Origin of the sequence: Aerosakkonema sp. BLCC-F183, assembly GCF_041929145.1 — a bacterium.
Classification (GTDB): domain Bacteria; phylum Cyanobacteriota; class Cyanobacteriia; order Cyanobacteriales; family Aerosakkonemataceae; genus Aerosakkonema.
In genome coordinates this window covers 39,285-65,614 of the sequence record NZ_JBHFNU010000072.1, presented here as the reverse complement: position 1 = coordinate 65,614, position 26,330 = coordinate 39,285, and the positions used below count along the sequence as shown (strand labels likewise).

Sequence of the window (26,330 nt, the reverse complement as noted above, 5' to 3'; positions counted from 1 at the left end):
TCGACTTTATCAATGGCGCAACAATTGCGTTAGAGATTATTTGAACAAGGCTGCTCGCATAATAATTGAGCATTGCTTGAAGCATCAAATTGGCAAATTGATAGTAGGGTGCAACCCAGGTATCAAGCAAGAAATTAACATTGGGCATTCTAATAATCAAAACTTTGTTCAAATACCTTTTTGGCAACTGAGGCAAAAACTGAAAGCTTTGTGTCTTCGCTATGGAATTGAATATCTTGAGCAAGAAGAATCTTACTCGTCTAAAGCCAGCTTTTTCGACCAAGACGATATACCTGTTTACAATGCTGACAATCCCAGTAAACAAGCGTTTTCTGGGATGAGGATTAAACGTGGATTGTATCGAACAAAAAATAAACATCTTGTTTCAGCAGATCTAAACGGCAGTGCTAATATTTTGGTTAAAAGTAAGCACAGACTCGATTTTGAGCGAGTGTCTAGCGGGTTTTTGGCTAACCCTTTAAGGATTTTTATCTCTTAAGAATCAGCGTCCGTTCACGGCGCGGAGTGTCAACCAAACACAAAGCGATTCCTAAGCTGTTGGGCATTTAAATTTGATTATTGAGAAACAGAAGAAGTAGCTCTAATCCTCTCCCCTGCACCCCTGCCCCCCTGCAATCTCAATAACTAATTTAGATGCGTGACAGCTTATCAGCGTTCATCTGCGTTTATCTGCTTACATCTGCGGTAAAAACTTCACCCTAGATTCCCACAGACAATTTTTCCCATCACTCAACGCAGAAACTTTTGTCAGGAGATGACAAACAGCATAAAATTCATAAATATTCTGTATCTTTAGTTTCAATTTCCATTGGCGATCGTCCCATACCTCCTTCCCTAGCTAACCAGGAAACAAACCGTGCTACCAAACAAGCAGCCTGTCACCGACAAAATTCAACTTTGGATATCCTCCCAACTTGCCGGACTGACAAAGCGCAACCCTTTAATGATTTCGCGCTGGGTGTTGCGCTGGACTGTCGTCGGTACTGTTTGCGGTTTATTCGCTGGCTTGTACTGGAACGTCCTAGAATTGATGATTCACGCCCTCAACCGCATTGAAGGGCCAAGTCTGCTGATAGTTATGCCCACACTGGGTTTGTTCGTCGGTCTGGTCATTCATCACCTTGGCAATCCCGGCGAAATTGGCGTGATTGTCGATAATATCCATTTTCGTGGCGGACGCCTGGATGCTCGCAAAAATGCCCCCATGATTCTGGCTTCTCTAGCCAGTATATCGGCAGGTGGCAGCGCTGGGCCAGAAGCACCCCTAGTACAGGTAACCGGTTCTTTTGGTACTTGGGTTGCAGACCGTTTGCAACTCAAAGGCGAAGACCTCAGATCTATGAGTTTAGCGGGAATGGCTGCGGGTTTCACTGCTTTGTTCGGCGCACCCCTTGGCGGTGCGATGTTCGCCTTGGAGATTTTGCACCACAAACACGTTTTGGAATACTACGAAGCGCTGATGCCGGCGATAGTTTCCAGTTGCGCCAGTTATCTGGTTTTTACTGCCATTACCCATTTGGGAATTGCACCAACTTGGAGTTTTCCCCAGTACGGTTTAAATAATATCGATGATTTTGCTTTGGCGATCGCATACGGAGTCATTGGTGCGGTAGCGGGATGGATTTTTATGGCCATTTTTCGCGGGTGCGATCGCATTTTCGCCCGCATTCCCGGCCCTATTTATGTTCGCACGACAATAGCCGGTCTGGTATTGGGCGGTTTGGCAGTTTTATTTCCCCTCACCCGTTATTTTGGGCACGAAGAGTTAGAGTTAGTCATCAGTAATAATTTTTCTGCCATTTTTCTCTTAAGTTTAGCCTTTGCGAAAATGGCTGCGATCGGCTTTACGGTCACAGGTGGATGGCGGGGTGGATTTATCATACCGCTCTTTTTCACTGGCGCTTGTATCGGCAAAGCGATCGCTATTTCCATCCCCGGATTGAATCCTGCTTTGGCTATGATTTGTGTAATGGCAGGTCTCAATGCTGCGGTGACTCGCACGCCTGTAAGTACGACTTTATTGGTGTCGAAACTGACTAATATCAGTCCCTTGACTCCCATTTTATTCGCCAGTTTAATCGGGTTTTTCCTCGCTCCGAAAATCCCTCTAATCGCTTCTCAACTTAAATCGCCAAAAGAAGCGATCGCTGAATGATATCGCGCCCGATTATCATCTTACCCTTAAACTTTTTTCATCGTATTTAATTGTCGGGTGCATTAGGCACGGGCGATCTTAAAGTCAAAAGTCAAAAGTCAAAAGTCAAAACCTGAAAAACCCTAGCAGCCATGTTTTCGCAAAAAAACATCTTTAGATATCGCTTACCAGACAGTCATCTATCGCCGGGATGAATTAATAGTTTCTTGTTAGAAAACATCATTTAAACAAGCTCTATTTTTCATAGCAATCGCTCTCATCAGTTAGGACGTTCTTAATTGCACCTTTCCCTCCTCCCTCCTTTCTCTTTCCCCTAATCCCGACGCCCTAGTCCCTAACCCCTAGTTATATAATTAAGCTATGACTTATGTTAGAGGAACGATCGTCTGTGCTGCTGTTAGCCTTAGATTTGTAATCAAAAAAGCGAATTGGCTTGAATATTGAACGAATTCATGGAGTACCAGCATGAAAAATTGGATTTCTAGCGCGATCGATCGCATCAGTTCCGTGCTTAATGCACTTCAGGTAAAGCGTTTTTTGGCTGTTGTCGTAGTTGGTTTTCTGCTGCTGACAACAAATGTTGACTCCGGACGCAACAATCAACGCTTGACCGACAAAGTTCTCGACACAGCACACGAGAAAGATTCCGTCAGACCCAAAACCACAAACGAGTGGTATCAAGAAGCACGCGAAACCGAAGATTCTCCAGGCGAACGGTTGAAAAATATTGCCAAAGAGTCAGGAAAAGCGTTGAAAGAATTTGGTTCTGTGTACCCAGATACTGCTAAGACTAGCGCTGATGCTTTAGATGAGAATACCGCACCAGCAAGCAGAAACTTCTCCAAGTAAGTTCGAGGTTAATTGTCATCTCCAATAGCAATTTAGTTTCTTAATGCTTGCCTAAATCACTAAATATGCACTGGTTATAACCAGTGCATATTTAGTGACTTGTAAATAAAATACTTACGGTTCGATCGTTTGAAAGTGAGTTAGAGAAATTGGGCAAATCTTGGTTTCAAGATGACTTGATGTGATTTGGCTTGCGCCTGTTTACAATTAAGAATAATTTCCCCATCCACAGCAATCTGTTTGATTACCGGAGGCAGATAGTTTTTCTAAAATAAAACTATCTGCCTCCAATAAAGGGTTTTTAGAGCCCATTTTCTCTAACTCTCTCACAAACGATCGAACCGTAAGAATTTATCTTCAACTTTTGTAGTTAGGAATTCAAAATAGTGCTTACTACAATACTCATACGCTTCTCTTCAGCTATTACTCCATGAGCAAGAGGCTTAACCTTAGCAAGAACATCAACATTTTTGAAATATGTCTGAAACTGAAAGCCTGTATAGACAAGTATTTCCCCAATGTCAAGCGTTATCATTTGAGGTTCAGTAACGCCTTCAGGCTGGATCTTTAAATTTGATGTCGGTCCGATAATACTTTGAATAAAGCTCTTATCCCGGTGCATCTCTAGAATCACTTTTTCCCGATAATAAGTAGGTTTGATTTGGAGAATACAGGAAAGATGTGAATTGGGTTCTAAGTAACTTTTCAACTCTTCAAGCAGGGGAGAATTTATGTAACGGTTAATGAACTGTGCGATATCATATCCTTGGTTATGAGGCAAATTTTCAACTCCAGGTAGGCTTTCTGAATTCACACCATTCTCAGGTACAAAGAACGTATTTCTCTCCCCTGAATATAAATTTTTAGAATTGTAGTATTCCAGGGGAAACTTTTTAGCCTCATATATATCGTCGTATACTCCTACAGGCCAGTAACCTGCAAGATATCCTGAACTGCGAAAAACATAATCACCAGACTTAAACAAGTCTCTCTCTCGATCTGGTCTTTCAAAAAATTTTCGCATTGCCTCACGAAAGAAGGCAATATTTTGATGCAATATCTCTAAATCACTAGGATTGACCACTGTTTTCAGGTAATCTTGTTTTAAAATTACGTAGCTTTGTTCGATAAACTGTTGAAACTTCATGGTAATTATCTCCCGATCGACTATGTAGTGTTTTTAAGGGAAAAGCTAGAGCTTTGCAGCCAATAGTCCTGATTCTACGATTTCAGTTCTCTCTTTCTTTAGTTAGCTTCTTGGTATGTTGGCTCGCTTTGTGCCGATAATGGCCATATAGTATAGAGGCCGTCCATCCATGTGAAATCGATGTTGATAGTTATGTCTCTGAACAATCTCAAAAATGTCCGTTTCGGCTACCCAAGGGTGTGATGCCACAAAGGAAGTCTCGCCTTTGTCCTCCCAGCGTTCTTTCTGTACATTGAAGGCAATCCAGCCATTGGGTGCTATCAGGTTAAATCCGCTAGCTAAGCCTGAAGCAGGAATGTGATTAAAAGCGAGTGCGGAAGCACAAACCAGACAATTAAACCCTCGTCTGCTTAGGGTGTCTCGTGTCTTTTCGCTTAAATTGGTTAGATCTTCAACGTAATAATTCTCATAAACTCCCGGACATTCCCGTTTTGCAGCTTCAGCCGCTTCTGGAAGAATATCAATTCCAGAGATTGATTTGACCCCTAGATCTGCTAGAGCTTTTCCTACCATTCCACTTCCTGCCCCAATTTCTAGCACTACCAGATCTTTAACATTGCCGCCAGCTTGGGTGACTCGATCTATAAGTAAAGAAGACAGTACAATATGGGATTTAGCCTGCAACTTTTGCATTAAATATTCGTATAGATGTGGAGTCTGATAAATTTGAGCATAGTCGTGTAATCTCAGCTTTTGTTTCTTTCGATTTTGGCTTAACCAAAAAAATTCTTCCTGGATAGGTAAGTTGCTAACAATTTCCGTTTCTGGCAGTTGAACCTCAAAATCCACTTTCTGCATTATTTATTTCCAGTATCTGTAGTTAGTTATTACGCTATTTTTCATAAGTATTATATTACACTTTGGGGATAATGAATCAATAAAAATTGGTTCTGCCGTACTTAGAGACTGTAGAATCGTCTGCCATCGTTGGGAAAAATGATTCGGAAATCTGTTGGCCAGCTTGAATAGTAACTACTTTATTTAGTGGAGTCATCTTGTTATCAATACTCCACCATGAAAACCCTGCTATTGCTGCACCGCATAGACAAGACGCTCCTATTACTCGCAGAACCATATTTGTCATGAATGAGCGCAATCAGCTACATACAAGTTGAAACTTAGACGCGATCGCAACCTAAAGTCCAAAAGTGACTGTATTGTATTGTTTCTGCTAAAGTTTACTGCCGATCGTTATTTCCCTCCTCCCTCTCCCTGTCCCTGTTCCCTCTCCCCTCTCCCTCTCCCTTTGCCCGCAAATTTTCACAGACTCAAAACGGCAAAATGTGATACAATTTTAATGGTATTTGCCAATTCTTGAAACTCAGGGTCGCGAAATTCTCATCTATTTGCATTGTAGCGACTAAAATCTCACATTTTTGGAGTTTTTCACTGTATGACCACTTCCCAGGAGCGGATTATACCCACGGATTTAGGGAACGAGATGTCCCGGTGTTACCTAGAGTACGCTATGAGCGTAATTGTAGGTCGGGCACTCCCAGATGCCAGGGATGGTCTCAAACCTGTGCATCGTCGCATCCTTTACGCAATGCACGAGCTGGGACTGATGCCAGATCGCCCTTTTAGGAAATGCGCCCGTGTGGTAGGGGAAGTGTTGGGTAAATATCACCCCCACGGTGACACGGCGGTGTACGACGCCCTAGTGCGGATGGCACAGGACTTTTCCATGCGATCGCCCCTAATCAACGGACATGGCAACTTCGGTTCGGTTGATAACGACCCCCCAGCGGCAATGCGCTACACCGAATGCCGCCTGCACGCCCTGACTACCGAAGCGATGCTGCGGGATATCGAGGCAGAAACAGTTGATTTTGGCGATAACTTCGACGGTTCCCAGCAAGAACCGCTCGTATTGCCAGCACGAGTTCCCCAGCTATTGCTCAACGGCTCATCCGGTATCGCGGTTGGCATGGCAACCAACATCCCGCCCCACAATCTCGGAGAACTGATTGACGGCTTGGTGGCGCTGATCCACGAGCCAGAAATTACTGATATCCAGTTGATGAAATATATACCGGGCCCTGATTTTCCCACCGGCAGTCAAATATTGGGAACATCTGCAATTAAAGAAGCCTACACCACCGGGCGCGGTTCGATCACCATGAGAGGCGTGGCAAAAATTGAAACGATCGAACAGCGCGGACGTCCGGACAGAGAAGCCATAATTATTACCGAGTTGCCATACCAAACCAATAAGGCAGCTTTGATTGAGAAAATCGCCGAAATGGTGAACGACAAAAAGCTGGAAGGAATCGCCGATATCCGCGACGAAAGCGATCGCGACGGAATGCGGATCGTCATCGAACTAAAACGCGACGCTTATCCCAGAGTCGTCCTCAACAACCTCTACAAACAAACGCCATTACAGTCAAACTTTGGGGCGAATATGCTAGCCCTAGTTAATGGCGAACCCCAGCTGCTCACTCTCACGCAATTCCTCAACGTCTTCCTAGATTTCCGCATAGAATGCGTCACCCGTCGCACTCAACACGAACTGCGAAAAGCCGAGGAAAGAGACCACTTATTACAAGGTTTGCTGATCGCTCTATTAAATTTAGATGCTGTAATCGAACTGATCCGCAATGCCGCTGACGCCCCTACCGCCCGTCAAGAAATGATGGAAAGATTCGGGCTTTCGGAAGTGCAAGCAGATGCAATTCTGCAAATGCAATTGCGGCGATTGACCGCATTAGAAGCAGAGAAAATTCGGCAGGAACACGAGGATTTGCAAGCGCAAATCGCCGATTTAAAAGATATTTTGGCGCGACGCGATCGCATTTTGGAAATCATCGAAACCGAAGCAACGCAGGTAAAAGAGCGGTTTGCTACACCCAGACGGACGGCGATCGAACACGCCGAAGGCGAAATCGACGAAACCGACTTAATTGCCAACGAAAAAGCGCTGATTTTGCTCACCGAACAAGGTTACATCAAACGAATGCCGGTGAACGCATTTGAAGCCCAAAGTCGGGGAACTCGCGGCAAATCCGCCAACCGCATGAAGGAAGATGATGGTGTAGAACACTTTTTGACTTGTTGCGATCACGATAGCGTTTTGTTCTTTAGCCAGCGCGGTGTCGTCTACTGTCTGAAAGCTTATCAAATTCCCACCTCATCTCGCACCGCACGCGGCGTACCGATTGTGCAAATGTTGCCCATTCCGCGAGATGAAAAAATTACCTCCATCATATCCGTCGCCGAATTCACCAGCGAAGAATACCTGATCATGTTAACCTGCGGCGGCTATATCAAAAAGACAGAACTGGCAGCTTTTAGCAATATCCGCGCCAATGGATTGATCGCCATTTCTTTGGAAGAAGGAGATCAACTGCGCTGGGTGCGTCGCGCTCGTGTAGAAGATAGCATCATCATCGGATCGCGTCTGGGTATGGCCATTCATTTTAGAGCCGATCACGACCAATTGCGTCCTTTAGGTCGCGCCACGCGAGGCGTCAAGTCGATGTCCATCAAAGAAGGCGATCGACTCATCAGTATGGACATTCTCCCCGGATCGGTGTTGAATACAGCGCTAAGTGCTGCGGATGAAGAAGAAAACGCTTCTGTCAACTCCGAAACTCTCGAACAAAGCGAAGAATCTTCACTCAGCGCACCCGATGGCCCTTGGGTGTTAGTCATCACCACCGGAGGATACGGTAAGCGCGTGCCGGTATCTCAATTCCGCTTGCAAAATCGTGCCGGTATGGGAGTACTTGCGACGAAGTTCCGCAAAACAGCCGATCGCCTAGCCGCACTGCACGTCGTCAATCAGGATGACGAGTTAATGATGGTTACCAGTCGAGGTATCATCATTCGTCAAGCTGTGAATGCGATTTCTCCTCAATCGCGTATGGCAACGGGAGTGCGCGTGCAGCGCTTGGACGAAGATGATGCGATCGCCGCCGTCGCCTTAGTTCCCCCCACCAACGGCGAAGAAGAAGAAGCTGATTGATATGAGCGGGGGAGCGGGGGAGTGGGGGAGTGGGGGAGTGGGGGAGTGGGGGAGTGGGGGAGTGGGGGAGGAGAAGAATTAATATTTTCCCTCTTCCCTCTCCCTCTTCCCTCTCCCTCTTCCCTCTTCCCTCTTCCCCTAACCCCTAGCCCCTAACCCCTAGAAAAATGGCATTGCGTTTGGGAATCGCTTTAATTAGCGGCATTTTAATGGGATTGACAACCGCGCCAGTAAATGCTTGGCCTTTGGCGTGGATCGCCCTAGTTCCCCTTTGGGTTTTGGTTGTCAATTACGAAAGAAAAAAGGTAGAAGAAAAAAAAGGAAAATTATCTTTTTTCCCATTTACGTTTTTACTTTTGCCTTTATTTTGGGGAATTGGTTATCACGGCACAGCCTTATTTTGGATAACTGGCATTCACCCCATGACCTGGTTGGGAGTTCCTTGGTTACCCAGCTTACTAATTACAATATTCTGCTGGACATTTATCACCCTTTGGGGAGCAGCATTAGTCACCGTTTGGGCAGTTGGATTTAGAACTATTGTCGATCTAATCCCAAATCCAAAATCCCCAATCCAAAATACTTTAGTTCGCCTCCTTATCGGCACAGCCTTATGGTGCAGTTTAGAAAGTTTTTGGAGTTCCGGTTCTTTGTGGTGGACATCTCTTTCCTACACCCAAAGTCCCCACAATCTCGCCATTTTGCACCTCGGTCAAATTTCCGGGCCCAACACCATCACAGCCGCAATTGTTGCCGTTAATGGATTAATTGCCGAATTGGTCATTGACAAAGAAAAAAATAATTTTGATAAAGTAATTTTCTCTAAATTAATTATTGTAATTAGTTTCTTAGCAGGTTTACATATTATCGGTTTTGTGCTATACAACCGTCCGTTAATTCAACCGTCGGCAACAGCATTAAAAGTCGGCATCATCCAAGGCAATATTCCCAACAAAATCAAATTCAATTCCGCCGGATGGTATCGCGCTATTGAAGGCTACACCATCGGCTATCGTACCCTAGCGGATAAGGGAGTTGATGCAGTTTTAATACCAGAAACAGCTTTACCTTTTATCTGGACAAATCTCGATCGAATTCCGCGTTCCTTTTATACAGCCGTTTTGGAAAAAGGCGCAGTTGCGTGGGTGGGAGGTTTTGGCGAGACAGGGCGCAATTTAACCAACAGCTTGTTTACCGTCACAGCCACAGGCGAAATTTTCAGCCGTTACGACAAAGTAAAATTAGTACCTTTAGGCGAATACATCCCCTTTGAGGAATATTTGGGAAGCCTCATCGATAAGCTTTCCCCATTGGACGCCCACCTAGTTCTCGGAAAACCAAATCAGGTGTTCGATACACCCTTCGGTCGTGCTATTGTCGGAATCTGCTATGATTCTGCCTTTTCTGAGCTTTTCCGGCGACAAGCTGCCAATGGCGGCCAATTTATCCTCAGCGCTTCTAACGATGCCCATTACAAGGAATCGATGATGGCCCAGCACCACGCTCAGGATATCATGAGAGCGATCGAAACCGATCGCTGGGCTGTAAGAGCCACAAACACAGGCTATTCAGGCATTATCGACCCCCACGGCAGAACACAGTGGTTATCCAAAATTAATACTTTTGAACTTCATGCGGCAACAATTTATCGGCGGCAAAGTCAAACTTTATATGTTCGTTGGGGAGATTGGCTAACACCCCTTTTGTTACTACTCGCCACTCTTACTCCAGCAGTACAATATCTTCTTCAAAAGAAGAATGATAATGAATAATTGCTAATTCCTCCCCACTTCCCTAATCCCCAGTACCTAGCCCCTCATTATGACACTTCCTCTCAACACCTATTTCGACGAAAACTTCTATCGTCTCAACAACCTAGATGTTTTTGGTGCAATTCTCAAAGGACAAATTACCAGCGGCTACGATCATTTCGTTCAATTTGGTGCCAGAGAAAACCGTGCCCCCAGTCAGGTATTTAACGGCAACTATTACTTCAGCTTGTATCCCGATGTCGCCGCAGCTGTAAACAACAACACCTTTCGCAGCGGCTACGACCATTTCCTTCAGTTTGGTGCTAGGGAAGGTCGCGACCCCATACCAGAATTTAACAGCGGTTATTACCTCAGCCGATATCCAGATATCGCACCAGCTATAAACAACGGCACCCTTCGCAGCGCCTACGATCATTTCCTTCAGTATGGCACTAGAGAAGGTCGCGACCCCAGCACTCGATTTAATACCAGTCTTTATCTCAGCCAAAATCCAGATGTTGCTGCTGCTGTAAGCAGAGGAGAAACTTCTGCATTTGAACACTATATTTTGTACGGCAAAAACGAAAATCGCCCGGGTGTACTTACAAATAGTTTCAACATTCAGTTTGACTATAGTTTCGATACCAATGGTTTCTTTAATAACCCAGAAAGAAGAACTCTTTTAGAAGCCGCCGCCGATGTTTGGGAATCTTACATCCAAGACGAATTTAAAAATGTCCTTACAGGCACTAAATTTAGCTTAGCTAACCCTCAAAATGGAGGATTTGAGGAAGTTACTTTAACATCTGACATTGACGACCTGAGAATTTACGTTGGCGCTGCTCCTACACCATTTGGTGATGCTACAGACGCTTTGGCCGCATCATCAGTTGAAGGTTACGATGCTGACGGAAGTATTTACAATGCCAGGTTAAATGGGTCTAAATTTCAGCCCTTTGCCGGTAATCTCTCATTCAGTTCCGCAACAAACTGGTTTTTCGATCCCACACCCAATACATCTAATGATATTCCTAACGGAACCACCGATTTCTTCAGCGTTGCTTTGCACGAAATCGGGCATATTTTGGGAATTGGGCCATCAAAAATTTTTCAACAATTAGGTGCCGGAGCTTCCTTTAAAGGCCCCAATGCCGTAGCTGCTAATGGAGGTCAACCAGTTCCGCTTGAAGAAGACTTAGGCCATGTAAAAAATGGTGTTTTAAGCGACGGTCAACCAGTATTAATGGACCCGACCTACCCGGATACTCGCATTACACCGACACGATTAGATTTGGCACTTTTAGCCGATATTGGCTACCGAATTACCAACTTTCAACCGCAAGGTTCGCTATCACCGATATCGACTTCTAATGATGACACAATTTTTGGTACGGTTCTATCTGATGTCATTAACGGTAATGCAGGCAAAGACTACTTACTTGGAGATGCAGGTGTTGACTTGCTCAGGGGTGGTGCTGATGATGACATTGTTTCAGGAGAAGATGGCGACGATATTCTCTTCGGCGATAGAGGAAACGATCAGGTTTCAGGGAGTTTGGGAGACGATTTGCTAATAGGTGGCCCCGGCAATGACGACCTTTTTGGCGGTGCTGGTCGAGATCGATTTATCTTTGAAGCAGGTCAAGATCGCATTGGTGATTTTGTCGCAGCCGATGATATTGTACAAGTAGCTCGCAGTCTTGGTTTCACTAGCGGTGCTAATGTTTTCGGGGCAATTACTAGCAGCGGTTCGACTGATGATGGCGGTCGGTTTTCTATCGTGACGCTGAGTGCAGAGAACACAATTACTATCTTCCATAATGGCGCTCTGACAGCAGCCAATTTCACTGTTGTTTGATTAGTGCCTCCCGTTTTTATGGTGAGAATATAAACCGATCTATTCGTAGGGTGGGTTAGTATCAATAGTAGGTTGGGTTGAGTAGAGCGAAACCCAACGCCACCAAACTAATAAGTTGGGTTTCGTTCCTCAACCCAACCTACAAGCTACTAATAAGTTGGGTTTCGTTCCTCAACCCAACCTACAAGGTTAGCTAATAAGTTGGGTTTCGTTCCTCAACCCAACCTACAAGCTACAAGCCGGTTTCTGGGGTCTACTCTATCGGATGTTGACCGTAAAAAGGTAGCGCTGACGACCAATGCGGACGCAATCCTTTTTGCCAATCTAAATAAGCGAGTTCCAACAAACTGGAAACAGATGCACCAAGTTTAGCTGGCGCTGCAATCAATTGATAGGAATTAGGCCAATTTTCCAGAGTTTCTTGCCATTTTTCCGGTTTCATTACCGTATCTGGCAATACTTCATTTAAACCGGAACCATTTGGCAATACTTCATAGATAGCGACAAATATTTCACCGCGATGGGCGGGTAATTGAACTGCGATCGTCTTTTCTTTTACCTCTGTTGCTAATGACTGATGGCAAACAGCAGCCAAAGTCGAAATCGCAAACAAGGGAATATCTAACTGTTGGGCAAGGGTACGGGCAGTAACTACACCAATGCGAGTGCTGGTAAAGCTACCAGGGCCTTTGGCAACCGCGATAAACCCCAACTCAGCCCAGATTTGCGGTTTGATAAATTCAGCTAAGTGGGCGTGCAAATAGCTAGATAAATCAGTCCCCAAGTCCCAAGTTTGACAGCGAGAATTATCTGCAAAATTGCTAATTGCCATACCAACTTCGGGACTGGTAGTGTGAAGGGCAAGGGCGTATTTTCCCGGATCTAAAAAGTTTTGCATAGATATAGATCGTACAAAAGGCACGGCCTAACCGTGCCTCATCATATTGTCGCCTTCTAGCATCGCCATCAAGTTGGCACCAACTCGCCCGGACGCAATCTCGCCCATTTACCCGTCTCCTGCTTAAAGCTGAGGCAACCCACAACATCCCACTCCATCTCAATATAATCTTCACGGGTACGAATATTGACGTTAATGCTGGGTTCGTTAGCTTCAAAATCCGGCGTTTCTGTCAGGTGAGGCACCTGATGCTGCGTTTCTACCGCGTGGTAGGTGGTGCAGCGATCGACATAATGGCAGTTAATGCAAATACACATAACAAAGCTCCACTGGCTTTTCTGTTAATCTAGCTTAGGCGACACAGCGATCGGTTAGTCGCTTGGTTGATTTTTGTTGCAATCTATGCAAGAGAATTGAATGAACCGCAAAGACGCGAAGGACGCAAAGGCAGAAAATCGGGAACTTTTGGCGTTATCTCCGGAAACTTGGCCATTTAGTTTGGCATTGCTACCGGTGCCTATTTACATGGTAGGCGGTGCGGTGCGGGATGCCCTTTTGGGAAGACGCCGAGAATATCTCGATCTGGATTTTATCGTGCCCAGCGATGCGGTGCAGACAGCTAGAACGATCGCAAATTATTATAAAGCTGGGTTTGTCGTACTCGACGCCCAACGACAAATTGCCAGGGTGGTATTCAAAGATGCTACAGCCGATTTTGCCCAACAGGAAGGCGATCGTCTGGAAACAGATTTGCATCGGCGCGATTTTACCGTGAATGCGATCGCCTTTAACCCCCACACAGGCGAACTCATCGATCCTCTCCAAGGTAATGCGGACTTGCAACAAGGCATTATCCGTATGGTATCGCCTGCCAATTTGGAAGACGATCCGTTGCGCTTATTACGAGCTTACCGTCAAGCTGCCCAATTGGGTTTTGCGATCGAGGATGAAACGCGATCGACTATTCGTCAATTAGCACCTTTACTCGGTCAAATCGCCGCCGAACGAGTGCGGGTAGAATTAGGTTATCTCCTCAGCAGTCCTCAAGGAACTCCCTGGTTAACTGTTGCTTGGTCAGATGGGATATTGCGTTGGATTTTGCACGACGATGTAACGGCAACTAATTTAGCGCTAGTCGCAGAAATCGATCGCCGTCGTGCAAAACTGGCTGAAATTTGGCCTCAAATTGGCGTGGAATTGTCTTCTGGCGTACCGGGATTAGCAGCAGATGCCAAGCGTACTTGGATGGCGATCGCTAAACTTACTTGTTTGCTAATCCCAGAAATTTCCCTTTCGGAAATTGATGAGTTGAATGTCAGGGAACAGTTTAACCCCAGACAAGAACACCCCACCCCCATCCCCTCCCCGCCACGGAGAGGGGAGCAAAATTCCCCCCTCTCCGATCTCGGAGAGGGGGGTAGGGGGGTGAGGTTTACCCCAGTAGTCAGTTTGAACTACACTCGCGCTGACATTCATGTAGAGAATTCTTCAGTTGAGGATTTTCTCAAAGAGATCAAGTATAGCGTTCCGGAAATTCGCGCTGTTAATACTATTCTCAAATTTTTACCCCAACTGCGTAAAGCACCGATGTCTGTGCGAGAGCAGTATTTTATGTTTCGGGAAGTGGGAGTTGTCTTCCCCGCTTTAGTTTTGGTAGCTGTTGCTGTCGGGATACCAGTCGAAGAGATAGCAACGTTGTGCGATCGCTATCTTACCCCCTCCGATATAGTCGCCCATCCCACCCCGCTAGTCACCGGAAACGATTTGATGCAAGCACTCAACCTTAAACCTAGCCCCAAAATCGGTCAACTTCTCACCGAAATTCAGATAGCACGCATTGAGGATAAAATCTCCACTCCAGCAGAAGCCATAAATTTTGCTTCTCAACTACTTGACACCGAAAAATAAACGTACTACATTAATAATACAAGTGATGTTCCAAAGGAGTTAACCCTTGTTGTAGCGGATAGCTCAAATGGCAGAGCGTCCACCGGAGCAGCAAAAATTTTCCTTAGTTCGGCTTCTTGCCTGCAAAGGCCGATAGAATTGAGGGTTATCTTTAAATTACAGCTTAGAAGGAAACTGCTCCACCGTCCGGGTATACGGGTTCAAATCCCGTTCCGCTACACCAATTCCAAAACTGATTCAATTTAAAACTTTTTATGTGGCAGGTAGCTCAAATGGTAGAGCGCAAACATTGCCCGAAAGGGCCGAAAGAATTGAGGGTTATCGCTTTTAACGATTTCTCCCCTTAATTCGCTTCGAGATGCGAGTTCAAATCTCGCCTTGCTACATCAACAGGACTTACGCACGAAGAAGCCAGAAACCGGGTTTCTTCGTCGATATCTAGTAGAGAAACCCACGATTTTGCATAGAAACCCGGTTTCTTTGCGTAAGTCCTAACCAATTCAAGTCAAAAAACCGCATTTTCAAGGTAAACTATCGCCAAAAAGAGAAAGCAAAATAAATTTTTTATTTTGACTTTTAACTTTTGACTTTTGACTTTTGACTTTTGACTTTTGACTTTTGACTTCTCATGTGGCAGGTAGTTCAGCGGCCTAGAATACCAAAAACATCCTTAATTCACCCCTTGCCTGAAAAGGCCGACGAGTTGAGGGTTATCGCCTTTCACGCGGGAGACGCAGGTTCAAATCCTGCCCTGCCACCTAAAATTTCATCATGGCGGGTAGCTCAGTTTGGTAGAGCAGTGGACTGGTTTTACCAGTAGTCTTTAATTCACCAACTTGCCTGAAAAGGCCGAAGTAATTGAAGGTTATCGTGACTCCATGTGTCGCAGGTTCAAATCCTGCCCTGCCGCCTTTCTTTCATTTTGCCTGAAAAGGCCGGGAGATGAAAAAATGAATTATAAATTTTTCACTCAAAAAAAGACTGGAACGCCACAAACTCAACCTATTCCCGGACGCGAAGCGGAGATGATCCAGGGACGTAGCGGCGGGTTTATGTTCGATGCTGGCATTTGGAAAATGCTGCGTCGCTGTCTGTTAATCGGTACGGCGCAAAGCACATATTATGCCGGAAAGCAAGAGTTAACAGAAGATTTTGTAGAGGTTGTAAAGGAAGCGATCGCAGAAAATCCCACCCGCGTAGCAGAAGAAATTCTCTACGCCAGCGATGGACGTTCAATCAACAACAGCGCTCCCATTTTTGCCCTAGTATTACTATCAATGGGAGAAGCACCGGAAGCCAAAAAAGCATTTCAAGAAATCTTCCCCCAAGTTGTTCGCACAGGCAGTCATTTCTACGAGTGGCTGAATTATACCAAATCTCTGCGCGGATTTGGCAAAGTTATTCGCGAAGTCGGTAAAAATTGGCTATCCCGCGAAGATGTCAAAGGATTGGCTTATCAACTTTTGAAATATCAACAGCGGCAAGGATTTTCCCATCGCGATGCTTTGCGGTTATTCCACGTTAATCCACCCACAGAAAACCACCGACAGCTATTTGAATGGGTGGTCAAAGGTTGGCAAGAATTACCAAACGAAATACCTTCTGATGCGTTAGCTCAAATTTGGTGGTACGAGTGGTTAAAGCGGAATCAAGATAAAACCCACGAAGCCATTGCCAAAGGTCATTTAACTCACGAAATGGCCGCACCTGTCGGCAAAATGGATAAACAAGCATGGCAATTGCTGTTTAATCAAATGCCGATCGGCGCGATGCTGCGTAATCTAGGTTCGCTGACTGAATTGGGTGTTTTGCGAACTGACGAACAAGCTAATTTGGACAGGGTTGAATCGGTTCTAAACAACAAAGAACACCTGCGTAAAGGTCGCATCCACCCGATCGATGTTTTGAAAGCTCTCAAAACTTATCAATCTGGTGGAAGATTGGGACGCAGCCAGAAAACTTGGAACCCAGTTCCTCGAATTGGAGATATCTTAGAAAAAGCTGTTGAACTATCTTTTGATGTTGTAGAACCTACAGGCAAAGTGTTCATGCACGCCGTCGATATTTCTGGTTCTATGTCATGCGGTGTCGTCGATTCCGTGGGACTTACCTATTGCGAAATTGCGACAACAATGGCATTAGTAACAGCCAAGTCTGAGAAAAACTACATGATTCGCGGTTTTTCTACCGAGTTCCGCGATTTGGGTATTACTGCCAAAGATAGTTTTAGTTCGGCTGTGACGAAAGCTAGCAAGCAAAACTTTGGCGGAACAGATGCTTCTGTTGCTTATGACTGGATGATTAATAACAAGTTCAAAGCAGATGTTATTTGTTTTTGGACTGATAGCGAAAGTTGGGCTGGTTACAAACATCCATCTCAAGCATTAGCTGAATATCGTCAAAAGGTAAATCCGAATATCAAAGCAGTGTATGTCACGCTTGCACCTTACCGAATTACTTTGGTAGATCCGAAAGATCCCCTTTCTTGGGATATGGGTGGTTTCGATCCGGGCGCACCTCGCGTCATTCAAATGCTAGCAACGGATGAGTTATAATTAGTTTGCGGTTCTAGAAAAGCACTAACTCTGCTTTTCTGACCGCAGCTAAATTTTCTTCATTTTGTGGCGGGTGGCGAAATCAACAATCCCTTTTTTCGTTCCTTGCCTTTACAGGCCGCAGAATTGAGGGTTATCGGTAGACGCAAAGGAGTCAAATTCCTTCGGGCGAAAGTCCTTGCAGGTTCAATTCCTGCTCCGCCACATTAAACTATTAAAAAATTTATGGAAATCAATCAATCCCTTAGCCGCAAAAAAGTTGAAATTACACCAGATATTTTTACAGTTTCAGAAATTCTTTCCCCCGCAGAATGTGCTGAGTATATCGCATTGAGTGAAAAAATCGGTTACACAGCTGCACCCATCACCACCAGTCGGGGATTCGAGATGCGTCCGGATATCAGAAATAACGATCGCGTCATATTAGATGACCCAGAACGATCGACTTTTTTGTGGAATCGAATCGCTCCTCACGTTCCTGCTAACATAGAGGGAAGAAATGCGATCGGCATTAACGAACGCCTGCGCTTCTATCGATACGATCCCGGTCAACAGTTTGCTCCCCACTACGATGGTTCCTATCGACGACCCAACGGCGAAGAAAGTTTTTTAACATTTATGATATACCTGAATGAAGGCTTTTTGGGAGGGGAAACTCGCTTCGATCTTCGCTATCCTCACTTTGATATACCTGTAGTTCCCAAAACAGGGATGGCGCTGTGCTTTGTCCATCATCTGCGACACGAAGGCGCACCTGTAATAAATGGCCGAAAGTACGTCCTGCGATCGGACGTAATGTATAGCAAAATAGAGATTCTCCACCGGAAAGAGCGGTAATTGACCAGAGATTGCTAAAGTGGGGTTGTGTCTGGCATTTTGCCCAGTACGATCGCCTCAAGGATTTCTATGCCTGACGAACTTTGGCCCTACATTACCCCCGGCATCCCCGACGAAATGTTCGATCGCTTGCCCGGTATTCCCCTGAGCAAGCGAGAAGTCCGCTTGCTATTGATCTCCTACCTGCGATTGTTGCCAAATACAGTTTTGTGGGATATTGGAGCAGGCACCGGTACTATTCCCGTTGAAGCTGGCTTACTCTGCCCCAAAGGTAAAATTGTCGCCGTGGAACGCGATGAGGAAGTTGCCAGTTTGATCCGTCGTAACTGCGATCGCTTTCAAGTCCCGAATGTGGAAATTATCGAAGGCTGTGCCCCAGACTGCCTTAAAGATTTATCTCCTCCACCCGATCGAGTCTGTATCGAAGGCGGACGCCCCATCAAAGAAATCCTTAAGGAAGTCTGGCATTATTTATTACCGTCTGGCAGAATAGTTGCCACCGCCAGCAATCTTGAGAGTCTTTACGCCATTTCAGAAAGCTTTGCCCAGTTGCAGGTTAGGAATGTTGAAGTCGTACAGTCTGCTGTCAACCGCCTAGAGACGCGGGGCACCCATCAAACCTTTGCCGCTGTCAGTCCCGTGTTTATCCTCAGCGGCGAAAAGCTAAACTGAATCAAATAAATGTGAGATTTTAGACTTTGCATTTAATCTAAAATCTAAAATCTAAAATCTAAAATCTAAAATCTAAAATCCAAAATCTTCTCATGCCTTGGTCTCGTATACTTAGCGGAATTGTTGCAATTATCCTCGCTTTGGGAATGATTCTCTTAGGGGGATGGTACTTTACCATATGTTTTGCCATTATTGTGTATCTGGGTCAGCTGGAATATTTTCAGCTGGCGCGAGCCAAGGGAATCGATCCGGCTGGCAAAACTACTCTGGTTGTCAGTCAAGTATTGCTGCTAGTATCTACTATTTCCTACGACCTAGCCGACGCCGTTTTTCCGGTAGCCGGCACATTTATTTGTTTTTATCTTCTCTTTCAGCCCAAATTAGCTTCGATCGCAGATATTTCCTCTTCAATTTTGGGCTTATTTTATGGCGGTTATCTGCCCAGCTACTGGGTAAGATTGCGAGCCCTCAACAGCACCCAAACTAGCAACTTACCTTTAGGTGGCTTCTGGCCTGAAAATTGGACAAATCTGCAAACCCTGCCTCAAGGTCTGAAAATCATACTCCTAGCCTTCCTCTGCATCTGGGCTGCTGATATTGGCGCATACATCATCGGCAAATTCTTCGGAAAAACTCGCCTTTCCGACATCAGCCCCAAAAAAACAGTAGAAGGAGCCGCTTTTGGCGTTAGCGCCAGCGTAGCTGTAGCAGTAGCAGGCGCTTGGTATCTCGATTGGCCGGGTTGGCCTCTCACCGGCATCGCTTTGGGACTTCTCATCGGTATCGCCAGCCTCTTGGGAGATTTAACCGAATCGATGATGAAGCGAGATGCGGGTGTCAAAGACTCCGGACAACTAATTCCCGGTCATGGTGGCATTTTAGACCGCGCTGATAGCTACGTTTTTACGGCACCTTTGGTCTACTACTTTGTGACTTTGCTGCTGCCACTGCTGGAGAGGGCCTAAAAAAGTCACTCAGTTCTGACTAAAATGCTACCGCGACAAATAAGTAGACCGCTGTTTAAGGTAAGCTCTCGAATATTTACTTCTGAGCCTAAGTCCAGCTGTAAACTATCTAAAGGTGGAAATTTTAAACCTGGCAGTCCTTCTATCTGGGGGGAGATAAACAGCAGCTCGTGGCAGCTGGATAGCTCTACACCAGTGCGGATCGCGAGACTGGAGTTAAGATCTTGTCTGTTATGGTCTGTCAAAGTGCCACTCAGCTTGATTTCTCGAGAGTCGATCGCAATCTCCTGCCAGGTTATTTGTCGATTTTGGAGAACTTCAGTGGAATTCTGAACACCACTCGCTTTTAACAGCGTCACCAAAAACTCAGTCAAAGCATTAGGCAGCAAAGTACCTTGGAGAGAAGCATTCAGATCTGCTTCCTCCAACAGCAGCTCGCCAGTGACGGGGATAGGTTTTAGCAGCCGCAGTGGTTTGCCTTTTAAAACTTGACCCAGATTTATCCGGATTGTTTCTGCAACTAACTGAATGCTGCGGAGATGCAACCCTTGATAGACGGCATGGTGAGCAGAGAGGGATACTTTGGGAATGTGACCGGTGAGGAGAAGGCGATCTCCCGCCTGAATATCTACCTGGAGGTCTTCGACCTGCTCGACCTGCGATCGCAGCCACAGTCGCACAGCCGGCGAAAGCACCTTGCTAATAATGCGACTTTGTTTGGACGATAGGTCACTTAGGCTTTCTAGTTGCTCAGACTCGTTCGAGGGAACATAGGGCATAAAGAAAAATCAAGATTAAGGCTCTGTTCGGGTAATATTTCTACATAGTTTACCTGTAGGTTTACTAAGATAGAGCTTCCATATCAACACTCACAAGTGCGTACAAGCAGTCCATCTATGCAAGAAAGGCTGCAAAAGATACTATCGCAATGGGGTATTGCCTCGCGTCGTCAAGCAGAACAAATGATTCTGGCAGGGCGAGTGCGCGTCAATGGCACCTTAGCCGATCTGGGGCAAAAAGCCGATGCCGAGAGCGATCGCATTGAGGTCGATGGCAGACTGCTCAAAATGGGTAATCGGCCCAAGCTAATTTATCTGCTCCTGCACAAACCAGCTGGAGTCGTTTCCACCTGTAGCGATCCCCAAGGACGCACCACCGTTCTCGATCTGCTACCGCCCGAACTCCGGCTCAACTCAGGAATCCACCCCGTAGGACGCCTAGATGCCGACACCACCGGTGCATTAATATTGACAAACGATGGCGAGCTTACGTTCCGCTTGCTACATCCCAGCCATAAAATAGCAAAGAAATATCAAGTTTGGGTGCATGGTCAGCCCCCCCAAAAGGTGCTGGAAAATTGGCGTCAGGGAGTCCTGCTAGCAGGCAAAAAAACCTTACCCGCTCAAGTCAAAATACTCAAAACCCGGGCAAACGGCGACAAAACTCTCTTGGAAATAGTTATCGAAGAGGGCAGAAACCGACAAATTCGACGAGTGGCAGAGACACTGGGATACCCAGTAATTCACATTCATCGCGTTGCTGTTGGCCCCATACAATTACAAACACCCCAGGAGCCCCTATTGTCAGGTCAATACCGTCCGCTCAAAGATGATGAAATCGATTTTTTACAAAGAGCAGGATCTGATGTCACAAGACAAACCTGCCAGATAACAGATAAACTTCCTAAACCCTCCAGGAAGGATTTCACAAAGAAGCCTGTAGGATAACAGATAATTTGCTAAAACTCACCCCTACTGCCAGCAGATGTCAAGGAATGCAACGTATGAAGAGGAATAAAAAGGAGAGTCTACTTCCTTATCTTGAGAAACAACGAGCCGAGAAACTAGCAGAGATGGGGAGTTACCTACGCTATTTGCGAGAGGAACAAAGTCTGTCTTTAGACGAAGTTGCAACTAAGACCAAAGTTCAGGCGCGTCTGTTAAATGCGATCGAAGAAGGGAATCTAGACCCACTGCCCGAACCAGTATATATCCAGGGCTTCATCAAGCGCTACGCAGATGCGCTCGGCTTGGACGGAGCGGAATTCGCCAGCGTCTTCCCCACCGGAGGAAGCTTTCAGCCGATGGGAACTTCCTGGCAAAAGTTGCCGGGGGCTCAATTAAAACCAATTCACCTTTACTTGCTTTACATATTTTTGGTGATCTGTGCGGTGAGCGGTCTATCTCAGATCGTGAAAAACTCTGCTATACAAGCGAACGCAGAGAAAATGGATAAACCAACAGCCTCTGCACCGCCACCTAAGCCAGAGAAACCCAAATCAGAAAACTTAGCGCTTGTCAGCTCGACTTCCAACAAAAATCTAATTGGCGCGGACAAACCTGTGCGCGTCAGCGTTACTCTCAAAGAACAGTCGTGGATTCGGGTTGTCTCCGACGGCAAAAAAGAATTTGAAGGCACTCTGCCGGAAGGTACTCAGCGCACTTGGGTAGCAAAGCAAGAACTGATTATCCGCGCCGGTAACGCCGGCGGAGTGCTGGTGACATTTAACGAACGGCAAACTGAACCCTTGGGAAGTTCCAGCACCCCCCAAACAAAGAGTTTCAAAGCCAATCCTGGAGGTTAATCAAAGACGGGAGCGCGGCCATAAATTTCGGTTAGAGTCTTGAGGAATTCCCTGTCTTCCCATCGCAAAGCCTCGGATCGATAGCGCCACTCCCAGTTACCTTCACCAACTCCTGGCTTATTCATCCGCGCCTCGCTGCCCAATCCTAAAATATCCTGAAGGGGAATAATGGCTTGATTCGCCACAGAGTTGAAAACTACGCGGATCAAATCCCAATGAATCCCCTTATCGCTGGTAGAGCCCAAATACTTCAGGATGTTATTCTTTTCTTCTTCGGACAAGTGATGGAACCAACCTAATGAGGTGTCGTTGTCGTGAGTACCGGTGTAAGCTACGCAGTTGCGATCGTAATTAAATGGTAAATAGGGATTGTCTGTGCCAGAACCAAAAGCAAACTGCAAAATCTTCATCCCCGGAAACTCAAATTTGTCTCGCAGCGCCTCTACCTCCGGTGTAATTACACCTAAATCTTCTGCAACGATCGGTAATCGGCCCAGTTTTTCCCTCACTAATTCAAACAAAGCCGCTCCAGGCGCTTCTACCCACTCACCGTTGATGGCAGTTTCTTCACCTTTCTCCACCACCCAGAAAGACTCGAATCCTCGGAAGTGGTCAATGCGAATTATATCTACATAATCTAGCATTGACTGAAAGCGCTGTAGCCACCAATGAAAGTTATCTTTTTGCAATTTGTCCCAGTCATAAACCGGGTTGCCCCACAATTGACCGGTTTCGCTGAAGTAATCTGGCGGTACACCAGCCATCAATGCCGGTTCGCCCGTTTCTTCATCCAGACAAAAGTTCTCGGAATGCGCCCAAACATCGGCGCTGTTATGAGCTACATAAATAGGAATATCGCCAATAATTTCAATGCCGCGCATATTGGCATAGCGTTTCAGTTCAGACCACTGGCGGAAAAATTCGTATTGAACGTATTTATGGAAAATAATCTCAGCATTTAGCTGCCGGCCCAACCGATCCATCGTAGCTAAATCGCGCTTGGCCAGTTCTGGTTCCCACGTATGCCAGCTAGCACCTTCGTGAGCATCCAGAAAAGTCATGAATAAAGCATAATCATCCAGCCAATAAGCTTTGCTGTGGCAAAATGCTGTAAATTCCTTTTGGTGAAACTCCGACACCCTCGTTTTAAAGTTCTCGCAGGCTTTTCGGAGTAGAGGTATTTTAGTTTTGATTACCTGCTCGTAATCGACCTTATCAGCCGGAAACTCCGGTAAACCCCAAAAATCTTCTTCACTTAACATTCCCTCGTCTCGCAGCTTTTCCGGGCTAATCAGCAGGGGGTTGCCGGCCAATGCGGAAAAACACATATAAGGGGAATTACCGTAACCCGTTGGCCCTAAAGGCAATATCTGCCAATACCGTTGTTTGCTATCTGCCAAAAAATCCACAAAACGATAGGCTTCCATGCCCAAATCGCCAATACCGAAGCGACTGGGAAGAGAGGTAGGGTGTAACAAAATGCCACTGGATCTGGGAAACGGCATAAATAACCTGAAAAAGAAATGGCAAACGATCCGAGATTATCATGTAGGAGCTCTGAAACACGGCTTCACAGAGGCTTTTCCTCCAGAACTTTGGTGCGAGGTTGGATTTGTCAGCGATCGACGGGCTACAATACCCTCACCAAACGTAAATTTGAGACTTTTTGGCGCGTGACTTATCGTAATCCTACTCCTACAGTCGATATCATCATTGAGTTAATCGATCGCCCGCATCGACCGATAGTCCTAATTGAACGCCAAAATCCACCCCTCGGTTGGGCTATTCCTGGTGGTTTTGTCGATTATGGCGAAACGGCTGAAACGGCGGCGCGGCGCGAAGCAGAGGAAGAAACCGGTTTGCAGGTGGAGCTGATCGAGCAATTCCACGTTTATTCTGACCCGCATCGCGACCCGCGTCAGCATACTATGAGCGTTGTGTTTATCGCGACGGCGACGGGTACACCGAATGCTGGTGATGATGCCAAGGGTATGGATATTTTTGAATCTTGGCGAATTCCTGCTAATTTATGTTTCGATCACGATAAGATTTTGCAGGATTATTGGCGTTATCGACATTATGGAATTCGTCCTCGTTTGTTTTAAACGCAAAGGTTCGCAAAGGTTTTCGCAGAGTACGCAAAGTTTAAGTTTTTCTCTGCGTTACTTGGCGTTTTCCTTAGCGTCCTTTGCGTTATAAAAAAAAGCTTAGGTGGTAGACTGATGAAGGTGCGATCGCAATACCAAATATCAACGCAGAGGAACTTCTAGAACAATTACTAAAAATGCAAACCTTTCTGGTGCGATAATGCCAGATGGAGAACGCTTTCAGTCTGAAACTTCTAAGAAACAGTGATATCTATGACTCGCAAAATTATTCGCACAGATGCGGCACCCGCACCAGTTGGCCCTTACAATCAAGCTATTGTCGCCAGCGGTCAAACAATCTTTGTCGCGGGACAAATTGCCATTGACCCCAAAGTCGGTAATGTTGTCCACACCGATGATGTTGCCAAACAGACGGAACAGGTGATGGCTAATATTGAAGCAATCTTAACTGCTGCTGATGCTAATTGGTCAAATGTGGTAAAAACGACTGTGTATCTGGCAGATATGAATGATTTTGCTGCCATGAATGCGGTCTATGCTAAATATTTTGATGAAGCTACAGCACCTGCTCGCGCTACGGTTGAAGTATCCCGTTTGCCAAAAGATGTTTTAGTAGAAATTGATTGCATTGCGGTGATTTAAATTTATCTAATCGTAGGGTGGGTTAGGCACGGGCAATAGCTTACCGTGCCGTAAATCACCACCGCGTTGATTATTTTTAACATCAATGAACATTTTCGATCGTCAATCCGAAAGAGCTTGATATTGCGTTGAGGTGAAGCTAAAAAAGCTTAAAAAATGTTGGGTTTCGCTATCGCTCAACCCAACCTACAATTAAATAAAATTATGCTATAATTATGAACCCAATCTCAAATAAATTCAGCTATGATGTTAGATAAAAATGTCCCTTTATTTACATCGATAAATAGTTCTGCCCAAAGTCACAGTCTCGCCCTTATCTTTAAACAGTTCAGAGCCTTAAAACTACTTTGCTCGTTCCTTTTAACGATGAGCTATGAAAGAGCGAATTTATTCATTGACGCGCAGGTTAGCGCATACTATCTTCTCAGATAGAATTGCAGTTGCCATCAGAGATGTATGAATTTCCAGTTGAGAGTCCGGCAGCGCTTCAAACAACAGACGCTGACCTGGAAAAACCACACGTTCAAAGTAGCGATCGCAAATATCGGCAATGCGAGCGATTTGAATCTGGCTAGTGGCATTGACGTAGCAGCAAAGTATTTGCTTATCCTCAGTCAAAGGTAGAAGATCTATTGTTGCAGCCATAAATATAAGTTTCCCAGTATGTCAAGATAGTAAAAAAACCATTGCATCAAAATCGAAAAACAGTCTTACTTTGCCAATTCTATTTCGATTTAAATGGTGCGGAGCGTCAGTTCATTAGGCAAAAAAGCCCTGTGCAACTTCGCCTCGTATAAGTCTGCACCAGCCAGGTTTACCCGATGCAAATTTGCTCCAGTCAAATCTGCGAACCTCAGCTTTGCATCGCGCAAGTTTGCCCCAGCCAAATCTGTAAATTTTAAATTTGCCTCGCGCAAGTCTGCCTCAGTCAAATCTACATACCGCAGATCGGTTCCCATTAAGTTAGTTTTAATCAAACTGGCTCCAGTTAGGTTAACTAACCGCAAATCTGTTCTGACTAGCAATGCTTGGCTCAAGTCTACTTTGACCAAGTTTGCTCTGATGGCGATCGCACCACTTAATATGGCCCCATGTAAGGTTGTGCCAGTTAAGTTTGCTCTCCACAGGGTCGCCCCCGTTAGGTCTGCCTCACTCAGCTTAGCTCCCCGCAGGTTGCTATTACTCAAGTTAGCACCAACTAGGTTTGCTTTCCAGAAGTTTGCCTCGCTCAGGTTGGCGTTACTCAGGTTCGCTCCTTGTAGGTTTACAAGACGAAAGTCTCTTTCTCCCGCTGCGTATCGCCGATAAAGTTCATCAGCATTCATCTTGCGTGCGTGGCCTTGTAGGTTTAGG

The 26,330-nt window shown here is 45.6% G+C and carries 23 protein-coding genes and 3 tRNA genes; 18 read left to right on the top strand and 8 right to left on the bottom strand.

Features of this window, described 5'->3' with window-relative positions; all coding sequences use genetic code 11:
* From ACE1CD_RS21725 to ACE1CD_RS21715, 3 genes are all read left to right on the top strand, one after another.
* On the top strand, positions 1-499 hold a 499-nt coding region (locus ACE1CD_RS21725; protein WP_374826209.1), incomplete at its 5' end, for an IS200/IS605 family accessory protein TnpB-related protein.
* A gap of 378 nt (positions 500-877) precedes the next feature.
* The gene (locus ACE1CD_RS21720) at positions 878-2,176 is read left to right on the top strand and encodes a chloride channel protein (protein ID WP_374826208.1); all 1,299 of its coding nucleotides are present in this window, start codon (positions 878-880) and stop codon (positions 2,174-2,176) included.
* A gap of 465 nt (positions 2,177-2,641) precedes the next feature.
* Positions 2,642-3,025 carry a hypothetical protein gene (locus ACE1CD_RS21715; protein WP_374795316.1) on the top strand — a complete coding sequence of 128 codons (384 nt, stop codon included), beginning with the start codon at positions 2,642-2,644 and terminating at the stop codon, positions 3,023-3,025.
* A gap of 370 nt (positions 3,026-3,395) precedes the next feature.
* Here the strand turns inward: ACE1CD_RS21715 and ACE1CD_RS21710 are convergent, their stop codons facing one another.
* Together ACE1CD_RS21710 and ACE1CD_RS21705 are read right to left on the bottom strand one after the other, a co-directional pair.
* The gene (locus ACE1CD_RS21710; protein ID WP_374795315.1) at positions 3,396-4,172 is read right to left on the bottom strand and encodes a hypothetical protein; all 777 of its coding nucleotides are present in this window, start codon (positions 4,170-4,172) and stop codon (positions 3,396-3,398) included.
* A 102-nt stretch (positions 4,173-4,274) separates the two neighbouring features.
* Entirely contained in the window at positions 4,275-5,030 is a 756-nt protein-coding gene (locus tag ACE1CD_RS21705; protein WP_374795314.1) for a class I SAM-dependent DNA methyltransferase, read from the bottom strand.
* A gap of 595 nt (positions 5,031-5,625) precedes the next feature.
* Between ACE1CD_RS21705 and gyrA the strand changes: the two genes are divergently transcribed.
* The 3 genes from gyrA to ACE1CD_RS21690 all read left to right on the top strand — a co-directional run bounded on the left by gyrA (position 5,626) and on the right by ACE1CD_RS21690 (position 11,808).
* Positions 5,626-8,199: a DNA gyrase subunit A gene (gene gyrA / locus ACE1CD_RS21700; RefSeq protein ID WP_374826207.1), complete on the top strand. Its 2,574-nt coding sequence runs from the start codon at positions 5,626-5,628 to the stop codon at positions 8,197-8,199.
* Between the two features lie 167 nt (positions 8,200-8,366).
* On the top strand, positions 8,367-9,971 hold the full coding sequence (gene lnt, locus ACE1CD_RS21695) for an apolipoprotein N-acyltransferase (RefSeq protein ID WP_374826206.1): 1,605 nt from the start codon (positions 8,367-8,369) through the stop codon (positions 9,969-9,971).
* 49 nt (positions 9,972-10,020) lie between these two features.
* The gene (locus tag ACE1CD_RS21690) at positions 10,021-11,808 is read left to right on the top strand and encodes a matrixin family metalloprotease (protein WP_374826205.1); all 1,788 of its coding nucleotides are present in this window, start codon (positions 10,021-10,023) and stop codon (positions 11,806-11,808) included.
* 253 nt (positions 11,809-12,061) lie between these two features.
* Here ACE1CD_RS21690 and tsaB read toward each other — a convergent pair whose 3' ends face one another.
* Both tsaB and ACE1CD_RS21680 read right to left on the bottom strand, forming a co-directional pair.
* Positions 12,062-12,706 carry a tRNA (adenosine(37)-N6)-threonylcarbamoyltransferase complex dimerization subunit type 1 TsaB gene (tsaB, locus tag ACE1CD_RS21685; RefSeq protein ID WP_374826204.1) on the bottom strand — a complete coding sequence of 215 codons (645 nt, stop codon included), beginning with the start codon at positions 12,704-12,706 and terminating at the stop codon, positions 12,062-12,064.
* Between the two features lie 68 nt (positions 12,707-12,774).
* Complete coding sequence (locus ACE1CD_RS21680; protein WP_190475250.1) at positions 12,775-13,023, bottom strand: Ycf34 family protein; 249 nt, start codon at positions 13,021-13,023, stop codon at positions 12,775-12,777.
* 100 nt (positions 13,024-13,123) lie between these two features.
* On the opposite strand from ACE1CD_RS21680, the gene ACE1CD_RS21675 reads away from it, so the two are divergent.
* The 8 genes from ACE1CD_RS21675 to ACE1CD_RS21640 all read left to right on the top strand — a co-directional run bounded on the left by ACE1CD_RS21675 (position 13,124) and on the right by ACE1CD_RS21640 (position 19,643).
* Entirely contained in the window at positions 13,124-14,614 is a 1,491-nt protein-coding gene (locus ACE1CD_RS21675) for a CCA tRNA nucleotidyltransferase (RefSeq protein ID WP_374826203.1), read from the top strand.
* A gap of 256 nt (positions 14,615-14,870) precedes the next feature.
* Positions 14,871-15,000, top strand: a tRNA-OTHER gene (locus ACE1CD_RS21670).
* Positions 15,001-15,245: 245 nt separating this feature from the next.
* A tRNA-OTHER gene (locus ACE1CD_RS21665) sits at positions 15,246-15,372 on the top strand.
* A 14-nt stretch (positions 15,373-15,386) separates the two neighbouring features.
* Positions 15,387-15,524, top strand: a tRNA-OTHER gene (locus ACE1CD_RS21660).
* Between the two features lie 40 nt (positions 15,525-15,564).
* A complete protein-coding gene (locus tag ACE1CD_RS21655; protein ID WP_374826202.1) occupies positions 15,565-17,169 on the top strand; it encodes a TROVE domain-containing protein in 1,605 nt (534 codons plus the stop codon).
* A gap of 225 nt (positions 17,170-17,394) precedes the next feature.
* The gene (locus tag ACE1CD_RS21650; protein WP_374795307.1) at positions 17,395-18,006 is read left to right on the top strand and encodes a prolyl hydroxylase family protein; all 612 of its coding nucleotides are present in this window, start codon (positions 17,395-17,397) and stop codon (positions 18,004-18,006) included.
* 69 nt (positions 18,007-18,075) lie between these two features.
* The gene (gene cbiT, locus ACE1CD_RS21645; protein WP_374795586.1) at positions 18,076-18,678 is read left to right on the top strand and encodes a precorrin-6Y C5,15-methyltransferase subunit CbiT; all 603 of its coding nucleotides are present in this window, start codon (positions 18,076-18,078) and stop codon (positions 18,676-18,678) included.
* A 92-nt stretch (positions 18,679-18,770) separates the two neighbouring features.
* Complete coding sequence (locus tag ACE1CD_RS21640) at positions 18,771-19,643, top strand: phosphatidate cytidylyltransferase (protein WP_374826201.1); 873 nt, start codon at positions 18,771-18,773, stop codon at positions 19,641-19,643.
* A gap of 5 nt (positions 19,644-19,648) precedes the next feature.
* Here ACE1CD_RS21640 and ACE1CD_RS21635 read toward each other — a convergent pair whose 3' ends face one another.
* Positions 19,649-20,422, bottom strand: a complete 774-nt coding sequence (locus ACE1CD_RS21635) for a DUF2993 domain-containing protein (protein WP_374795305.1) — start codon at positions 20,420-20,422, stop codon at positions 19,649-19,651.
* A gap of 117 nt (positions 20,423-20,539) precedes the next feature.
* Here ACE1CD_RS21635 and ACE1CD_RS21630 point away from each other — a divergent pair, with 117 nt between their 5' ends.
* On the top strand, positions 20,540-21,370 hold the full coding sequence (locus tag ACE1CD_RS21630; RefSeq protein WP_374795585.1) for a pseudouridine synthase: 831 nt from the start codon (positions 20,540-20,542) through the stop codon (positions 21,368-21,370).
* A gap of 56 nt (positions 21,371-21,426) precedes the next feature.
* On the top strand, positions 21,427-22,227 hold the full coding sequence (locus ACE1CD_RS21625; RefSeq protein WP_374826200.1) for a helix-turn-helix domain-containing protein: 801 nt from the start codon (positions 21,427-21,429) through the stop codon (positions 22,225-22,227).
* On the opposite strand, the gene malQ is transcribed toward ACE1CD_RS21625, so the two are convergent.
* On the bottom strand, positions 22,224-23,732 hold the full coding sequence (malQ, locus tag ACE1CD_RS21620) for a 4-alpha-glucanotransferase (protein ID WP_374795303.1): 1,509 nt from the start codon (positions 23,730-23,732) through the stop codon (positions 22,224-22,226). The genes ACE1CD_RS21625 and malQ overlap by 4 nt on opposite strands.
* Before the next feature lie 168 nt (positions 23,733-23,900).
* Between malQ and ACE1CD_RS21615 the strand changes: the two genes are divergently transcribed.
* Together ACE1CD_RS21615 and ACE1CD_RS21610 are read left to right on the top strand one after the other, a co-directional pair.
* Positions 23,901-24,332 carry an NUDIX domain-containing protein gene (locus ACE1CD_RS21615; RefSeq protein ID WP_374795584.1) on the top strand — a complete coding sequence of 144 codons (432 nt, stop codon included), beginning with the start codon at positions 23,901-23,903 and terminating at the stop codon, positions 24,330-24,332.
* 255 nt (positions 24,333-24,587) lie between these two features.
* Entirely contained in the window at positions 24,588-24,977 is a 390-nt protein-coding gene (locus ACE1CD_RS21610) for a Rid family detoxifying hydrolase (protein WP_374795302.1), read from the top strand.
* Between the two features lie 387 nt (positions 24,978-25,364).
* Here the strand turns inward: ACE1CD_RS21610 and ACE1CD_RS21605 are convergent, their stop codons facing one another.
* Positions 25,365-25,622 carry a DUF1830 domain-containing protein gene (locus tag ACE1CD_RS21605; protein ID WP_374795301.1) on the bottom strand — a complete coding sequence of 86 codons (258 nt, stop codon included), beginning with the start codon at positions 25,620-25,622 and terminating at the stop codon, positions 25,365-25,367.
* 89 nt (positions 25,623-25,711) lie between these two features.
* Positions 25,712-26,302, bottom strand: a complete 591-nt coding sequence (locus ACE1CD_RS21600; protein WP_374795300.1) for a pentapeptide repeat-containing protein — start codon at positions 26,300-26,302, stop codon at positions 25,712-25,714.
* Positions 26,303-26,330 lie beyond the last annotated feature (28 nt).

Excerpts from the sequence above, each read along its gene's own strand:
- ACE1CD_RS21715 (WP_374795316.1), top strand. The coding sequence starts at position 2,642 with ATGAAAAATTGGATTTCTAGCGCGATCGATCGCATCAGTTCCGTGCTT.
- ACE1CD_RS21710 (WP_374795315.1), bottom strand. The coding sequence starts at position 4,172 with ATGAAGTTTCAACAGTTTATCGAACAAAGCTACGTAATTTTAAAACAA.
- ACE1CD_RS21705 (WP_374795314.1), bottom strand. The coding sequence starts at position 5,030 with ATGCAGAAAGTGGATTTTGAGGTTCAACTGCCAGAAACGGAAATTGTT.
- gyrA (WP_374826207.1), top strand. The coding sequence starts at position 5,626 with ATGACCACTTCCCAGGAGCGGATTATACCCACGGATTTAGGGAACGAG.
- lnt (WP_374826206.1), top strand. The coding sequence starts at position 8,367 with ATGGCATTGCGTTTGGGAATCGCTTTAATTAGCGGCATTTTAATGGGA.
- ACE1CD_RS21690 (WP_374826205.1), top strand. The coding sequence starts at position 10,021 with ATGACACTTCCTCTCAACACCTATTTCGACGAAAACTTCTATCGTCTC.
- tsaB (WP_374826204.1), bottom strand. The coding sequence starts at position 12,706 with ATGCAAAACTTTTTAGATCCGGGAAAATACGCCCTTGCCCTTCACACT.
- ACE1CD_RS21680 (WP_190475250.1), bottom strand. The coding sequence starts at position 13,023 with ATGTGTATTTGCATTAACTGCCATTATGTCGATCGCTGCACCACCTAC.
- ACE1CD_RS21675 (WP_374826203.1), top strand. The coding sequence starts at position 13,124 with ATGAACCGCAAAGACGCGAAGGACGCAAAGGCAGAAAATCGGGAACTT.
- ACE1CD_RS21655 (WP_374826202.1), top strand. The coding sequence starts at position 15,565 with ATGAATTATAAATTTTTCACTCAAAAAAAGACTGGAACGCCACAAACT.
- ACE1CD_RS21650 (WP_374795307.1), top strand. The coding sequence starts at position 17,395 with ATGGAAATCAATCAATCCCTTAGCCGCAAAAAAGTTGAAATTACACCA.
- cbiT (WP_374795586.1), top strand. The coding sequence starts at position 18,076 with ATGCCTGACGAACTTTGGCCCTACATTACCCCCGGCATCCCCGACGAA.
- ACE1CD_RS21640 (WP_374826201.1), top strand. The coding sequence starts at position 18,771 with ATGCCTTGGTCTCGTATACTTAGCGGAATTGTTGCAATTATCCTCGCT.
- ACE1CD_RS21635 (WP_374795305.1), bottom strand. The coding sequence starts at position 20,422 with ATGCCCTATGTTCCCTCGAACGAGTCTGAGCAACTAGAAAGCCTAAGT.
- ACE1CD_RS21630 (WP_374795585.1), top strand. The coding sequence starts at position 20,540 with ATGCAAGAAAGGCTGCAAAAGATACTATCGCAATGGGGTATTGCCTCG.
- ACE1CD_RS21625 (WP_374826200.1), top strand. The coding sequence starts at position 21,427 with ATGAAGAGGAATAAAAAGGAGAGTCTACTTCCTTATCTTGAGAAACAA.
- malQ (WP_374795303.1), bottom strand. The coding sequence starts at position 23,732 with ATGCCGTTTCCCAGATCCAGTGGCATTTTGTTACACCCTACCTCTCTT.
- ACE1CD_RS21610 (WP_374795302.1), top strand. The coding sequence starts at position 24,588 with ATGACTCGCAAAATTATTCGCACAGATGCGGCACCCGCACCAGTTGGC.
- ACE1CD_RS21605 (WP_374795301.1), bottom strand. The coding sequence starts at position 25,622 with ATGGCTGCAACAATAGATCTTCTACCTTTGACTGAGGATAAGCAAATA.
- ACE1CD_RS21600 (WP_374795300.1), bottom strand. The coding sequence starts at position 26,302 with ATGAATGCTGATGAACTTTATCGGCGATACGCAGCGGGAGAAAGAGAC.